Raw genomic sequence first — 13,618 nt, forward strand, 5'->3', positions numbered from 1 at the left:
CCACCAACTTGTAGCGTAATGATCCGCAAAGAACAGATGTATTAGCGCGTCATACGTAGCTTCTAAGGTGAAAAACATGGCAGATCCATGAAAGGCTATACCGATCAAAAGCGCGAGAACCAATAAATTATTTGTCTGCTTCATGCTACAGTTCTGTAGGAAAATATAACATTATAAAGATAGATATATTGTGATGTAGGACTACTATCGGCCGCAGGCACAACACCGCCACTGAACTACAGAAAATCCCCATTCGTCTTTGTCAGTCCTTTTTGGAAGTCTTAACTATCTACTTTTGGCTAAGCAATTAGATAACCATATCAAACTAGTTTCATTAAAACAAATTAATATAATACTTAACCTATGAAAATTTTAGCAATTGATGATCAGCAATTAATCTTGCTCTCAGTAGAAAAAAAATTATCCGAATCGGGGTTTGAAGTTCAGATCGCCGATAGTGGTAGTAAAGGAATTGAGTTGTATAACAGTTTTCAGCCTAACCTTGTAATAGTGGACATTAATATGCCCGGGATGTCTGGTTTAGAAGTTGTAAAGCATATAAGGATCGATCAAAACCAGGATACACCCATATTAGTACTCTCTGGTAATACCAATGAATCTATTATTGTAGACGGTTTTGATCTCGGCATCAATGATTATATGAAAAAACCTGTAAGCCTAAATGAAATGGCAGCTCGGATAGATCGGATCTTAGGAGTTTGCACCTTAACAAACACTGCAATTCCTGCGACAGATCAACAAGTGATCCAGAAATATTGTGTTGGGGTTGTCATTCCGTGTTATAATGAAGAAGAACGACTTTCCAGTGCTGTATTCCAGGAATTTGCCTCAAAAAACCTGGGGTATCATTTATGCTTTGTAAATGATGGCAGTACGGATAAAACGCTGGAAGTACTTAATGAGCTCAGAAAAGGTAATGAAGATTCCATAAGCATCTATAACTGCGAAAAGAATGGAGGGAAAGCCGAAGCGGTAAGGCAAGGTTTGTTACATCTCACCAAGGACTTACAGTTTGATTATTTGGGGTATTTAGATGCCGATCTTTCAACAGATTTCAGAGATTTTGATGATTTGGTGAATACCCTGGAGAATTCAGATTTTAAGATTGTAAGTGGTTCCCGAATCAACAGAATGGGTGCTGATATTACTAAGGAATCTGCCCGAAAGATCATTAGTAAGACCATCAATCTAATTATTCAAACAATATTAGGGATGCCTTTTAAAGATACCCAATGTGGTGCTAAGATCATGAAGCGAGATATGATAGTTCCAATGTTTGACAAGAGGTTTATATCACGTTGGTTGTTCGATGTTGAGATCTTTATACGAATGAAGAAATTCTATGGGAAAGCGACTGTTCAGAGCTTGATCTGTGAACAGCCTTTAAAGAGGTGGATACATGCAGATGGATCTAAGCTTTCCATGAAAGACTCTATCAAGATCGTAGGGCAATTAGGGCAAATAGCCTGGTATTACAAGGCAGCTTAAGTAGCTCCACAAACATAAGACTGCATCCTGTCTATAGTATGCAGTTTGGTTTGTATCATTTGCTTATTGATATAAATCTACCTGCTGCCCATAGAGATAAACCAGGGAACGCTGTTAGTTGTTCTTCCCTTAAATAAGTGCCTATTTTTGAAACATCAACTAATAAAAAAAATATCATTATGAAAAATAACAGAGCTTACAAAGGATTATTACAGCTAGATGGCAGCAGAGAAATTTATCAGATCTGTGATGTGAATTTTAATAAAAAAGAAATTATTTTGAGCATCATTCCATCAAACATTTTAAAGGCAATTTAATGTACCTGAAGCGTAAAAAAGGCAGTGGCTTATTTGAAAAGCCACAAGACCTGAATTAGGTTAGCAAATAAAAAAACCCAACGTAAACCGTCGGGTTTTACTCTATTAGATGTCTTCTTTCTAAACTATAAATATTTAGACAAAGACAATATGGGTATTATCTGTATTTGCCCTGTCATAGAACTGACCAATAGTGATCACATCTTCTATCTCATCCACAAGGTCTTCTTTTTCAAGGTGGAACATATCAACGGCCAGTTTACAGGCCCACAGCCTGCAGCCAGAATCGGAAAGAATTTCCAGAAATTCTCCTACCGGAGGAAGATCCAATTTTTCCATTTCCTTTTTCATCATTTTGGTAGCCAAAGCCTCCACTCCCGGCAATCCTCCCAACATAGTTGGCATATGCATGGCCGGGTTTCCTACAGTGGCAATATGTAGATGCTCCAATTTCTTTTTTTGCACTGCTTCCAATCCAAAAAATGTAAAAAATATCTCGGACTCTATCCCTTCCATTCTTGCTCCATTTGCCATTACAAAAGCGGCATACACGTTTTCGAGCGTAGCTTTGGATAGAATAAAGAGCATTTTTTTAACGGTAGTCATATCTCAGTTTTTTTAGTTAAATACAGCTTTTAGGTTTTGGGATCCCGGCTATAAGTGTAGCTTTTTTTAGGGGTCCTGCTGGGAATAAGCTGTAAAAATCCTTAATATTGATCACCCCACTATTCTTAATTCCCCTTATAGACAATGGTTCGTCTTTTTTAAATTTATCTTGTATGTAATCGATCACTTCCCAATGTTTGGGCGTAAGGGTTATTCCTTCTTTTTGAGCAAGTTGCTCTCCGATCTCTTTATCCCATTGACTAAAATCGGTTAAATATCCTTCTTCGTTGACATGAATTTCTCTGCCTGCAATTGTTGTTTCCATTTTTATTGATTTTATAGTTGAATTGATATTAATTAATCTGTATGTACAAATTGTTTGCCTTTCTCCGACATTTTTGAGGGGACAAACGGAATAGGCACTCCTTTGAGCAACATATTCCAGTAGACCCACCTAAAGGCAAGTTTACCCATATGGTTCATCTTACTTTCCTTAAGCAATCGCAACGGACCTATTCCCGGGAAAGGAAAAGTTCCTTCCACCGGCTCGTGTGTATAGTTAAAGTCGATCAGTAAGGCTTTGCCGCCACCAGTTTCTATAAAGCAATTAGAGTGACCGTCAAACTCATCTTTCAAAGGTTCGTTGTGAATATACCTAAGAATGTTTTCTGTTAAGATCTCTGCTTCAAAATGAGCCACAGAGCCAGCTTTGGAAGCAGGTACATTGGTGGCATCGCCCAAAGCAAATATGTTTTTATGAGCGAGGGTCTGTAAGGTACCCTTATGTGTAGGGATATAATTAAGGTCGTCTCCCATACCCGAACGAGCAATAAGCTCATCTCCCATATTGGTCGGCACTGTTACCAGCAGATCATAAGGCACTTCGGTCTCTGCATAGTCAATGATCTTGTTGTTTTCCTGATCTACACGTTCTATGTTAAAATCGCTCACTACTTTGATCTTCTTCTCATCCAACAAGTATTGTAAAACTTTAGTAGCTTCTGTAGTGGTAAAGGCTCCACTTAAGGGAGTAACATAGGTGATGTCTACTTTGTCACGCATTTTCTTATCCTTAAAAAAAGCATCTGCGAGGAAGGCAAATTCCAAGGGTGCAACGGGGCATTTAATGGGCATTTCGGTGATATGAATGACCAATTTACCTCCTTTCCATTCTCTAAGTTTGTCCCTTAAAGCCTTAGACCCTTCAAAGGTGTAGAAATCAAAAATATTTTTATACCATTTTGGTCCCAGCATCCCTTCCACTTCTCCAGGTGCCGTTTTGGTACCGGTGGCCACAATGAGCACATCATAAGGTAGCTCTTGTCCACCCTCTAGTTGCACTATATTCTTTTCAGGGAGGATCATATCGATCTTCTTTTGAATATAACTGGCTTTCTTTGGGATGAATTTGATACCTTTTTTTCTAATTTGTTTAGGTTTATAGATATCAAAAGGAAGAAATAGATATCCAGGTTGGTAGTAATGAGTAGCATACTGGTCTACAATGGTCACCAACCAATCTTCCTTGCTCAATTTGGATGTTAAATGGTTGGCCATCATTGTCCCAGCTGTTCCGGCACCAAGTATTACTAAGTTTTTCATTTTATTGTTATTATAGGGTTGAATCGTATTTCTCTAATCGGTTTAGCAAGATTTTTTTTGCTATCAAAACCCACATTAGCAGGCTTTATAAGCCTTAATTATTTCTACTATAAAGTTACGAATAAGGCACGGCTCAGAATGTGACTTATGTCACATAAGGCAGGTTTTAAAAAGGAAAATTTCTTTAGGAGTTTGTAGCGGATATTTCTTCCACGCACACTATAAAACCAAGGGTGCTTTCTAAAATAGAATTAAGATATTAATGCCAAAAGTTCATCACTTCCTGAAAGGAAACCGATTGCACATACGGTTTCATCAATATATCGTGCTGGAAGGCATATGAAGTGAATCTTTTTCCAGCTGAAACTGCACGTATCAGGTGCTGTAACATTTGATCCTCATCTCCGGAAATGGCATAATACCGGGCTTTTGCATAGTCAATAGCACCATATTGGTATGATTCCCGCTGAGCATCCAAGCTTTTGATAAGAGAACTTGCTTCTTTTTCTTTACCTATCTTAAAAAGTGACATGGCCAGGTAGTTCTTATTATCTATACTTTCAGGTTTTTCTTGTAAAAGGGATCTCAACAATTCCTCCGCTTTCCCATAATCTGTTTTATAGAAATAGGCATATGCCATTAATTCTTTTTCTTCCCTTGCCAAGGCAGTGCTTTGATCCTCCAATGAATTTAACAACTCATTGAAATATTTATCCGCATTGTCTTTATCACCTGCCCTTAAAAACTCTTTTGCTGTGCTCTGTGTTTTTTTCCGCCACAAGGTCTTGTCGCTTGTCAGCCTGTAGGCATTCATAATTTCGGCTACTGCATCCTCATTACCCATTTCTACATAGGCGTTGATCAAAACTTCTTTCACCCACTCAAAACCCTTGGCAGAGCCATAATCTTTAAACATTTCAATGGGTTTCTGTGGATTTCCAAGTTCTATATCTGCGAGACCCTTAATATAATAACGATATTCACATTCCAGGCAATTATTAAGATCAACCCTTTCCATGAAGAGTTGCTGCCTATAAATAGAATCTACGGCCTCTGGTCTGTTCACAAACTGCAAAGCCAGGACCATAGCACTCATATTATTATTTATATCATCTGGTTGATAATTGTATTCTTTACGAAAATAATTGAATGCTTTTTGATTATCCCCATTGAGCAAAGCCTCCCACATTCTAACTAGGTTCACCTGCCGTTCCCCGGTCTTGGGTTCACGAGACCATATGGTTACAAGAGAATCTGCAATGGCAAATTTTTCTTGATTATAAAAATAGGTAAGGCGATGAAGTTTGGGTTCAAAATAATTGCTGTCTATGGCAATTGCAGCATTCATTGCGTTTAAAAATTCCGGATCAGAACTTTCGTAGTTGTCCAAGGCCTCTATCACAAGCTTAAAAGCCTCGTATTTAGGCGGCGTTTCTTCATAATCGGTGCCAGGCTTTCCCTTCGACAAATATCCCAGAATTCGTTGTTTTAGTTCCTCAATACAAGTTAGGGGTGAGTCTGTATCACATTCAACCGGGTCAAAAGATATGAGTGTCCTGTTCAAATTACCATCTAACAAGGAACACTGAACCAATAGTTTTCCATCATTTAAGTAATAGGTGCCTTTCAGAATTTTTCCAGGTTTAAGATAATCGGTAAGAATTTCATCGTCTGATGACGGTATCAAAGAAGCTTTTAAAACGGTGGAGTATTCTTCTACAATTTTAGGGGAGATCACTTGTCCAACATCATTTTGAGTGATTCCATGAATTATCCAGTCTACAGCCATTTTCCCAACAACATCTAGCTTTTCATCGGCTGTATTGTTTTCAAATGTTAGGACAGCGATCTTATTATTCTGATCCTCTGCAGCAAATACAAAGTCGCTCGAATTACTTTTCTCCAGGAAATTTGCATTCACAATAAGTGAAGTTGCAAATACCGCCATGATGGTAACCCCAAAGAGCATCGTAAAATAAAGTTTCTGAAAAGGGCTGTAAAAATGCACTCCCGGAAGGTGGATCTTTCGTTTTTTGGGTTTCTTAGTACCGGGCTCAGTTTTATTTGTACCTGAACTTACTTTTAGACCTTCCCGTTGGCTGAGTTTAGACTCCATAGGCTTTAACCTATATCTCCAAATTAAATAGATATAAAAAGGAAAGCCGGCTATAAGAACTAACAGCAGATAGGTCATTGAAATTTTAGGGAGGCCAAAAGGTTCCCATATGGTGGAGAATACCTGTATCAGCACCCAACTGGAAACAATGTAGATCGAAAGGTTTTTAAAAACCTCTTTTTCATGACATTCCTTAATAAATTCTTTAAAACCCATTGATGACCACGTGATAACAGATGCTTCTAAGATAGCGATAAATTGAGTATTTAGATTTGTTAGGAATTATTCTCTTTTATTCCTGCCACTACCCTACTTTTTAATTCATCTTTTTTTGCTACCTTTTTACGCCACCAAAAGAATATCACGCTTCTTTTTTAATTCAAAAAAGAAAAATTTAATACGAAAAAGAAAGCATCATGAAAAAATTACAAAAAGAAGACATTGATCAGGGAGTGTTCGACCTGTATGACGATTATGCGCACGATAGGATTCCCAGAAGACTTTTTATGGATAAACTATCTACCTATGCCGTAGGCGGTCTCACCGTAGCCTCCCTTCTTGGTTTTATTTCTCCGGACTATGTAAAGAAAATACAAGTACGGCAAGATGATCCAGGCTTAAAATCAGAGTTCATAACCTATGAATCCCCCAAAGGAGGCGGAACCATCAAAGGATTGCTATCCAGACCTGCTGATGCCACCAAAAAACTCCCGGGTATTATTGTGGTTCACGAGAATCGTGGATTAAATCCGCATATTGAGGACGTTGGAAGACGTGCCGGACTTGCAGGATTTATCTCTCTGGCGCCTGATGCCCTTACACCTTTGGGAGGGTATCCCGGCAATGATGATGCAGGTCGTGAACTACAGCGCAAACGCGATAGGAATGAAATGCTTCAGGATTTTATAGCAGCCTTTAATCATTTAAAATCGCATCCGGAATGTACAGGAGCAGTTGGTGTCGTAGGCTTTTGTTTTGGTGGCTGGATCTCTAACATGATGGCAGTGGATGTGCCAGAGCTGGGAGCATCTGTTCCTTTTTATGGAGGGCAGCCAACAGAAGGTATCGAGAAGATCAATGCACCTCTGCTGCTCCATTTTGGAGAATTGGATAAACGCGTGAATGAGGGTTGGCCTGCCTATGAAGCCGCGTTGAAAGCCAATGGAAAAGAGTATCAAGCTTTTATTTACAAGAATGCCAACCACGGTTTTCACAACGATACCACCCCCAGGTATGATAGAGAAGCAGCCGAGCTGGCCTGGAAGAGGACCATAGAATTTTTTACGGAAAAGCTATCCTGAATACTTAAACATTGCTTAACGAATAAAAAGGCTTAAGCCAGATATTTTATCTCCTTGAGCCTTTTAAATTTCATTGAATCTAAATGCCTTTTTACTTAAATCCAATTTTCTTCAATCCCAGATGACTAATTCTAATGGCTTCCAAAGGCTGCAAGCCATCAAAGGTCATATCCTGCTCCACCATATAGTGTTTCATCCCGGATAATTCTTTTTGAGCGAGAATACGTGCAAAATCAATGTTGCCATTGCCCACAGGAGCAAACCTGCCCTGGTCGTCCAAGTCTTTCACATGCCATATCTTAAACCTGCCCGGATATTTCTCAAAATAGGCCACAGGGTCTGCCCCTGCCTTGGTAACCCAAAATAGATCCATTTGAAAATTAACAATTTCCGGATCGGTATTTTCTAAAAGATAGTCTATGGTTACCACCCCGTTCTCATCTGGCATAAATTCAAAATCGTGGTTGTGATATAATAATTTTAAACCGGCCTTTTTGGCCTTTTTACCCAGCGTTGTGATGATCTCTGCCAGGTTTGCAGCCCCGCCTGTCATGCTCATTGTGTTGTTTTCCTGATCATATATAAAAAGTCCCATAGGAGGTATGGGAACCACGAAATATTGAAAACCTGCAGCTTTTACGTCTGCCATCATTGTATCTGCATTGTCCAAGGTTACAGAACTCTGATGGGCACTTATGGGGTGTAAACCCATTTTTAGAACTGTTTTCTTAAATTCGGCCGGACTTAAATTGTAAAATTTCCCGTCCTTATATCCTGCAGACTCAATGTACTTATACCCTGCGTCGGCCACCGCCTGTAAAGTTTTTATGGGATCAATATCCATATCATCCCTAACAGTATAGAGGGCAAGACCTCCGAATTTTTCCTGGGAATAGCCTATAAAAGATCCCGCTATGAAGAGTGAAACTATTATAAGTTTTAAGGTGGTTTGAACTAACATATTTTTCATCAGAGCAATTTTAATAATGAGGTAATTGTGAATTAAATATCGTTTCAAATCTAATAAATAATTGATGAACAACATGTCATAAACCATTCATCGACAGTTATTTTCCTGCAATTAACAATAGTATTTTTTAGTCTTGTTCACAATTCTCTGATACTAAAAAACCACTTTCGCTCTAAACTATACACAAGCATCGTACTTTTAAAGTAATACTAAACAAACTCAAATGAAGTATATAAAAATAGGGATAATAATCATTTTATCCGGACATCTAAGTGTCTCTTGTGGTGAAAGCACCGCAGAAAAAAATTCGGCATTTCAAACCGATGCAATGATGGTCAGAATAGCAGAAATAGAGATCGATTCTAATTATGTGGATGACTACATTGATATCCTTAAAGTCGAATCGGAAGCATCTGTCCGCTTAGAACCAGGGGTCATATGCATCTTTCCCATGTATCAAAAAGGGAATCCCACCCAAATAAGATTGCTGGAGATCTATGCGAATAAAGAGGCATACGAAGCCCATCTGAAAACTCCTCATTTTAAACACTATAAAGAGTCTACCCTTCACATGATCAAATCCCTGGATTTGGTAGATATGGAATCAATAGATCCCGATACAATGCTTGAAATATTTAGAAAAAACTGGCACCAAAACGGGATTAAAAAATGGGAATACTAAAGAATGGTTGTATACTCAAAAAATACAAATCCAAATATGTTGTTGCTGCCCATGGGCGGAATGGGGTTATTCATACTTTTCTATATCATGGCCGCCATGAATTATCCCGGTGGTTCCTGGATAGCACCTGATCAGGATGGCTTCAGTTTTTGGAATAATTATCTATGTGATCTGTTGGATGTTTATGCGATCAATGGTGAAGCCAATTCGGCCCGATCTTATGCGATCATCGCCTTGGGTTTTCTATGTACAAGTCTATTTTGGTTATGGTTTAATCTACCCGGATTATTCGAGAATAAAAGCATCAATCAAAGCATCATGCGAATATCAGGGCTGCTATCGCTGATCACCATTGTTTTTTTGGCTTTGGCCAATCATGATACCGTTGTTTACGTAGCAGGTTTTTTTGCTGTAATTGCCCTGATAAGCTGTTCCATAGAACTTTTTAAAGAGGGCCGTAAAATCCTTTTGCTGTTGGGCCTATTTTGTCTTCTGGTCTTTCTTATCAATTACTATATATATGAGTCGCGCCTCCTGATTTCATCGCTACCTGTCGTACAAAAATTTACGTTTATATTATTTATAAGCTGGTTTGTTTCTTTAGATGTGGCTTTATATCGGAGAGTGCGGTTTACTGAATACTGAAGATAAATCCGAATTCTATTAGTCTTTAACAACCTTGCTTTCAGAGGACCATCCCAATAATTTTATTCAACTACCCAATTGGACCAAAACCTCTAAGGGAACTAACGTGAACACTTTTGAGTATCCTTATTCAAAATATCGGTCTTACTAAAATCGTTTTTTAATATTGGCTCCCATTGAAAATCGGTTAGGTCGCTTACGGTAAAATTAGATTTTGGATCGGTCTGTAAAAGCTGCTCGGTAAAATTATCCTCCATAGCTTTTAGTTCGTCTAACTCACAGGGACTTAACTCACCTTTTATGGCTTTAGCGCCCAGGAAATCAATAGCTTCCGGTTTAACGCCCTTGTTCATCTGCACCACAACTGTTTTGCCATTGTCCATGCGTTGTACCGTAAATAATCCGTTGATGTCTTCGGAGACATAAAAGGAATTGTATTGATAGCGAGCACCTGTAAGGTATATCGCCGCATCGGTCAAACAGGGAGACGGCTTACTTATAATTCTGGTATTGGTTCGGTCGATAATTCCATCAGGGTAAAGCTTTAAAAGGGCTTGCTGTAATGCCAAATAACCTACCACCAGACCATCGCAAAGATGGCCGTGAAACTTTGCCAAATCTTTCAATTCTAGCTTTTGGATGTTTCCCAACCTACCTTTGGAGAAGTCGGTATCATTTACACGTAAACCTGTTTTGTAGCTTTTTGGTTTCGCAGGAAGATAGAGGGTAAGTGTGTTTACCGCTGTATTTATTTTATCCAGGTGACCCATAAAGGTTTGGTCATCGCTTAAATAATGCACATGGATATAACTTCTGGAAGATGTGAAAATACCCTGATGCTTCTCTGAGTAGAAACCCAATAACGAACCAATGCCATGATTAAATGAAAATACTTGTTGCTTCACATCTGCTCTATAGCCTTCCACATCCGGACTTCTCGGTGTTACGATATGGGTGGTCAGGGTATCGAAGCTCCCGATGATCTGAAAAGGGAAAGGCTCTTCGGTATTATAACCGTTTTTCTTTGCAATCGCCGCCACCTTATTCTGGATATCGTCCAATGTATTTATATCTCCAGAAAGCTCAAAAGCCTCCCATTCCGAAACATTCGCATACACAAAAAATGGAGAGCGAATATCCCAACTCTGACTGACCAGGGCTCTTCCTTCCTCAAAAGCGGAAGCATAAAAAGGTTTTCCGTCAAAGACCATTATTTCCCCCTTCATCCGGTCGTACGGGCCCATACCAAAAAGATGTGATTTGTCTGGCAAGGTGTCTAGCCAGACCTGTGGTTTAAAATTGGTCCTTCCCATCTCATTCATGGCACCTGCGGTAAAGACCTTGCCAGACTCCTGGGCAAGACCAACTTGGGATACTAATGCGACAAGTAAAAGAACAGCGTAAAGTTTCAATAGTTTCATCTTTTTGATTTAAATATTATAAAATGAGATTGAAAAGGTAGCCTGAAATTATGATGCAAAGGGTTACAACGCCGAAGAAGATGCCAATGAGTTTTATGGACATTACTTTTTTCAACAACATCGCTTCGGGCAAAGAAAGTCCGACCACACCCATCATAAAAGCGATTGCAGTTCCCAATGGAATTCCCTTGCTCACCAGGACCTGAACTACGGGCAGTATGCCCGAAGCATTCGAATACATAGGTATGGCCACTATCGTAGCAATGGGCACCGCGAACAAATTCTCTTTGCTCATATATTGCTCAAAAAAGCCTTCGGGAATATAGCCGTGCATCAATCCCCCGATAGCGATTCCCACGATTACATAGGGTACGATACCTTTCAATATTTTAACGACCTCGCGCCATATAACGGGCAGCCGTTTGGTAAAGGCCTGTTTTTCCTCTTGGAACTTATCCTGTTCCCTTTGGGCGCTTGCCAGAACCTCTTTTACCCAAGGGGTCAGCAAGTGTTCCAGATTCAGTTTTTGAAGTATGAAACCTGAGGTTGTTCCCAGCAGAATACCACTGACCACAGAAAGTATCGTTGTCTTCATCCCAAAAAGACCTACGAAGAGACCTATGGCCACTTCATTGACTAAAGGCGAGGTAATCAAAAAGGCGAAGGTTACCCCGAGGGGTATGCCACCACGTACAAAACCGATGAACAAGGGAACGGATGAACAAGAACAGAAGGGAGTTACTACTCCAAATACACTTGCCATCAGGTATTCCAGGCCATATAATTTATTTCTCGAAAGATAGTTCTTGACCTTATCTATGGGGAAGTAGCTATTGACGATACCCATAAAAAAGATGACGATTACAAGCAGGATAAGAATCTTGGCGCTATCATAGATAAAGAAGTTAAGGGCCTCGGCCAAATGACTTTTGGCTTCCATGTTCAAAACATCATATACCAACCAATCTGCTATATGTTGGATCCAATCAAACATGTTTACAGACAACAATGTTGCCGGATATTAAGCAGGTTTGCTTTACAGTATTGTAGATCGTCCCGAACTTTTCGATATTCTTCTTTAAAAGAGTGCTATTCAATTTTTCGTCCTGTGTATAGATGGTCAGTTCGTAGGTTAGCTGATCTATTCGTGGTGGGTTTTCAAGACGTACGGCATTTACCAAAAGTTCGGCTTTTATGTATCCGAATTGCATAAGGCCTGAAAAACGTTCTACATTTTTAAGGATACAGGCCGCAAAAGAACCTAAAAACAACTCGGCAGGATTTGGCAAAGTCTCCGATGTTTTTTCGGTAATACCAAAGCCAATATTAAATTCCTTAAGCTGAATAACAGCATCATTAGACGCATTGGATACCGCCTTAATCGAATAGTTGCTCATGACTCTTTAGTTCTTCAAAAGTTCCAATACTTCCGCTTTGGTAGGTACTCTACCTTTTATGGTAATCTCTTCATCGATGACCAATGCAGGGGTAGACATAACATTGTACTTCATGATTTCCATAATGTCTTCCACTTTTTCAATTGTGGCTTCTATACTATTCTCCCTTATAACCTCTTCTACCACTGAAGTGGTCTGTTTACACTTGGGACAGCCTGTTCCGAGAATCTTGATTGTAATGCTCATAATTTTGTTTTATTTACTATGTACTCTTTATCAGAATCTAAAAATCAACCTTAAAAAAACTCCTCAAAAAGCACCTTTGCCTTTTTCCAGTTTTCTTTGTCAATGCAATATTTAATCTTCGGGGGATTCAGTTCTCCCTGAATCAAACCGGCGTTCTTAAGTTCCTTTAGATGTTGTGAAATTGTAGATTGAGCCAGTGGAAGTACCTCAACTAAATCTCCTGTAAAACAACAGGACTGATTTTCCAAATGTCTCAAGATGGCAATTCGAGTAGAATGCCCAAGGGCTTTCGCAAACCTTGCTAAGGCTTTGTCTTCCTTTTCACTATTGCTATGTGCTGATGTTGACTTCATTTTCAATCGTAAAATTACGATTGGTTTTAGCTGTGAAGTATGATATTAATCATATCAGAAGATAATTTTACCAGGCGTTTTATTGGTATTAATTTTTTGGGGGAGACGGGGCTCAAGGATAACCAGAAGGCGTTGACAATATGTTTTTTAATTTAGATTCACCAATTATAGGTATCTTGTTTCTTGAAGGTATCTAAAGTCTTTACGTATGAAAAGAGTCTTAATTTTTCTCTCTTTCCACTTGTTATGCTGTTTTGTGGGTAATGCACAAAATACTATTGCCGAACGTTTAGGATATCCTGCCGATACTAAACTATTGATCTTGCATGCGGATGACCTTGGCGTTGCCCATTCAGAGAATGAAGCCAGCATCTCGGCTTTGGAAAAAGGCCCGTTAAATTCTGCCAGTATCATGGTTCCTTGTCCTTGGTTTCCGGAAATAGCCTCTTATGC

16 protein-coding genes are annotated in these 13,618 nt (G+C 39.2%); 6 read left to right on the plus strand and 10 right to left on the minus strand.

Annotated features, from left to right (window positions below):
* The first annotated feature begins 363 nt into the window (after nucleotides 1-363).
* Together WBM49_RS07560 and WBM49_RS07565 are read left to right on the plus strand one after the other, a co-directional pair.
* Nucleotides 364-1,509 carry a response regulator gene (locus WBM49_RS07560; RefSeq protein ID WP_424371451.1) on the plus strand — a complete coding sequence of 382 codons (1,146 nt, stop codon included), beginning with the start codon at nucleotides 364-366 and terminating at the stop codon, nucleotides 1,507-1,509.
* A 179-nt stretch (nucleotides 1,510-1,688) separates the two neighbouring features.
* Nucleotides 1,689-1,826, plus strand: a complete 138-nt coding sequence (locus WBM49_RS07565) for a hypothetical protein (protein WP_424371452.1) — start codon at nucleotides 1,689-1,691, stop codon at nucleotides 1,824-1,826.
* Between the two features lie 135 nt (nucleotides 1,827-1,961).
* Here WBM49_RS07565 and WBM49_RS07570 read toward each other — a convergent pair whose 3' ends face one another.
* The 4 genes from WBM49_RS07570 to WBM49_RS07585 form a co-directional block, all read right to left on the minus strand.
* Entirely contained in the window at nucleotides 1,962-2,432 is a 471-nt protein-coding gene (locus WBM49_RS07570; RefSeq protein ID WP_424371453.1) for a DsrE/DsrF/DrsH-like family protein, read from the minus strand.
* Between the two features lie 16 nt (nucleotides 2,433-2,448).
* Complete coding sequence (locus tag WBM49_RS07575) at nucleotides 2,449-2,757, minus strand: TusE/DsrC/DsvC family sulfur relay protein (protein ID WP_424371454.1); 309 nt, start codon at nucleotides 2,755-2,757, stop codon at nucleotides 2,449-2,451.
* 32 nt (nucleotides 2,758-2,789) lie between these two features.
* Nucleotides 2,790-4,034, minus strand: coding sequence for a type III sulfide quinone reductase, selenoprotein subtype (sqr, locus tag WBM49_RS07580; protein WP_424371455.1), 1,245 nt, complete (start codon nucleotides 4,032-4,034; stop codon nucleotides 2,790-2,792).
* A 259-nt stretch (nucleotides 4,035-4,293) separates the two neighbouring features.
* A complete protein-coding gene (locus WBM49_RS07585) occupies nucleotides 4,294-6,366 on the minus strand; it encodes a tetratricopeptide repeat protein (RefSeq protein ID WP_424371456.1) in 2,073 nt (690 codons plus the stop codon).
* A 200-nt stretch (nucleotides 6,367-6,566) separates the two neighbouring features.
* Between WBM49_RS07585 and WBM49_RS07590 the strand changes: the two genes are divergently transcribed.
* On the plus strand, nucleotides 6,567-7,451 hold the full coding sequence (locus tag WBM49_RS07590) for a dienelactone hydrolase family protein (RefSeq protein ID WP_424371457.1): 885 nt from the start codon (nucleotides 6,567-6,569) through the stop codon (nucleotides 7,449-7,451).
* A 91-nt stretch (nucleotides 7,452-7,542) separates the two neighbouring features.
* On the opposite strand, the gene WBM49_RS07595 is transcribed toward WBM49_RS07590, so the two are convergent.
* On the minus strand, nucleotides 7,543-8,421 hold the full coding sequence (locus WBM49_RS07595) for a sugar phosphate isomerase/epimerase family protein (RefSeq protein ID WP_424371458.1): 879 nt from the start codon (nucleotides 8,419-8,421) through the stop codon (nucleotides 7,543-7,545).
* Nucleotides 8,422-8,644: 223 nt separating this feature from the next.
* On the opposite strand from WBM49_RS07595, the gene WBM49_RS07600 reads away from it, so the two are divergent.
* Together WBM49_RS07600 and WBM49_RS07605 are read left to right on the plus strand one after the other, a co-directional pair.
* Complete coding sequence (locus WBM49_RS07600) at nucleotides 8,645-9,103, plus strand: putative quinol monooxygenase (RefSeq protein WP_424371459.1); 459 nt, start codon at nucleotides 8,645-8,647, stop codon at nucleotides 9,101-9,103.
* A gap of 3 nt (nucleotides 9,104-9,106) precedes the next feature.
* Nucleotides 9,107-9,748: a hypothetical protein gene (locus WBM49_RS07605; RefSeq protein WP_424371460.1), complete on the plus strand. Its 642-nt coding sequence runs from the start codon at nucleotides 9,107-9,109 to the stop codon at nucleotides 9,746-9,748.
* 101 nt (nucleotides 9,749-9,849) lie between these two features.
* Here WBM49_RS07605 and WBM49_RS07610 read toward each other — a convergent pair whose 3' ends face one another.
* The 5 genes from WBM49_RS07610 to WBM49_RS07630 are packed head-to-tail and all read right to left on the minus strand — an operon-like array spanning nucleotide 9,850 to nucleotide 13,165.
* Entirely contained in the window at nucleotides 9,850-11,169 is a 1,320-nt protein-coding gene (locus WBM49_RS07610) for an FmdE family protein (RefSeq protein ID WP_424371461.1), read from the minus strand.
* 16 nt (nucleotides 11,170-11,185) lie between these two features.
* A complete protein-coding gene (locus tag WBM49_RS07615) occupies nucleotides 11,186-12,163 on the minus strand; it encodes a permease (protein WP_424371462.1) in 978 nt (325 codons plus the stop codon).
* On the minus strand, nucleotides 12,156-12,566 hold the full coding sequence (locus WBM49_RS07620; RefSeq protein WP_424371463.1) for an OsmC family protein: 411 nt from the start codon (nucleotides 12,564-12,566) through the stop codon (nucleotides 12,156-12,158). Before WBM49_RS07620 ends, WBM49_RS07615 begins: the two co-directional genes overlap by 8 nt.
* A gap of 6 nt (nucleotides 12,567-12,572) precedes the next feature.
* Nucleotides 12,573-12,812, minus strand: a complete 240-nt coding sequence (locus tag WBM49_RS07625; RefSeq protein ID WP_424371464.1) for a thioredoxin family protein — start codon at nucleotides 12,810-12,812, stop codon at nucleotides 12,573-12,575.
* Nucleotides 12,813-12,862: 50 nt separating this feature from the next.
* Nucleotides 12,863-13,165, minus strand: a complete 303-nt coding sequence (locus tag WBM49_RS07630; protein ID WP_424371465.1) for an ArsR/SmtB family transcription factor — start codon at nucleotides 13,163-13,165, stop codon at nucleotides 12,863-12,865.
* 208 nt (nucleotides 13,166-13,373) lie between these two features.
* Here WBM49_RS07630 and WBM49_RS07635 point away from each other — a divergent pair.
* The coding region (locus WBM49_RS07635; RefSeq protein WP_424371466.1) for a ChbG/HpnK family deacetylase at nucleotides 13,374-13,618 on the plus strand (245 nt) is incomplete at its 3' end.

The sequence above is a fragment of the Muriicola sp. genome (assembly GCF_049669965.1).
Classification (GTDB): Bacteria; Bacteroidota; Bacteroidia; order Flavobacteriales; family Flavobacteriaceae; genus Muriicola.

Bases quoted from the DNA above. Each gene is read 5' to 3' on its own strand.
- WBM49_RS07560 (WP_424371451.1), top strand. From the start codon at position 364: ATGAAAATTTTAGCAATTGATGATCAGCAATTAATCTTGCTCTCAGTA.
- WBM49_RS07565 (WP_424371452.1), top strand. From the start codon at position 1,689: ATGAAAAATAACAGAGCTTACAAAGGATTATTACAGCTAGATGGCAGC.
- WBM49_RS07570 (WP_424371453.1), bottom strand. From the start codon at position 2,432: ATGACTACCGTTAAAAAAATGCTCTTTATTCTATCCAAAGCTACGCTC.
- WBM49_RS07575 (WP_424371454.1), bottom strand. From the start codon at position 2,757: ATGGAAACAACAATTGCAGGCAGAGAAATTCATGTCAACGAAGAAGGA.
- sqr (WP_424371455.1), bottom strand. From the start codon at position 4,034: ATGAAAAACTTAGTAATACTTGGTGCCGGAACAGCTGGGACAATGATG.
- WBM49_RS07585 (WP_424371456.1), bottom strand. From the start codon at position 6,366: ATGGGTTTTAAAGAATTTATTAAGGAATGTCATGAAAAAGAGGTTTTT.
- WBM49_RS07590 (WP_424371457.1), top strand. From the start codon at position 6,567: ATGAAAAAATTACAAAAAGAAGACATTGATCAGGGAGTGTTCGACCTG.
- WBM49_RS07595 (WP_424371458.1), bottom strand. From the start codon at position 8,421: ATGAAAAATATGTTAGTTCAAACCACCTTAAAACTTATAATAGTTTCA.
- WBM49_RS07600 (WP_424371459.1), top strand. From the start codon at position 8,645: ATGAAGTATATAAAAATAGGGATAATAATCATTTTATCCGGACATCTA.
- WBM49_RS07605 (WP_424371460.1), top strand. From the start codon at position 9,107: ATGGTTGTATACTCAAAAAATACAAATCCAAATATGTTGTTGCTGCCC.
- WBM49_RS07610 (WP_424371461.1), bottom strand. From the start codon at position 11,169: ATGAAACTATTGAAACTTTACGCTGTTCTTTTACTTGTCGCATTAGTA.
- WBM49_RS07615 (WP_424371462.1), bottom strand. From the start codon at position 12,163: ATGTTTGATTGGATCCAACATATAGCAGATTGGTTGGTATATGATGTT.
- WBM49_RS07620 (WP_424371463.1), bottom strand. From the start codon at position 12,566: ATGAGCAACTATTCGATTAAGGCGGTATCCAATGCGTCTAATGATGCT.
- WBM49_RS07625 (WP_424371464.1), bottom strand. From the start codon at position 12,812: ATGAGCATTACAATCAAGATTCTCGGAACAGGCTGTCCCAAGTGTAAA.
- WBM49_RS07630 (WP_424371465.1), bottom strand. From the start codon at position 13,165: ATGAAGTCAACATCAGCACATAGCAATAGTGAAAAGGAAGACAAAGCC.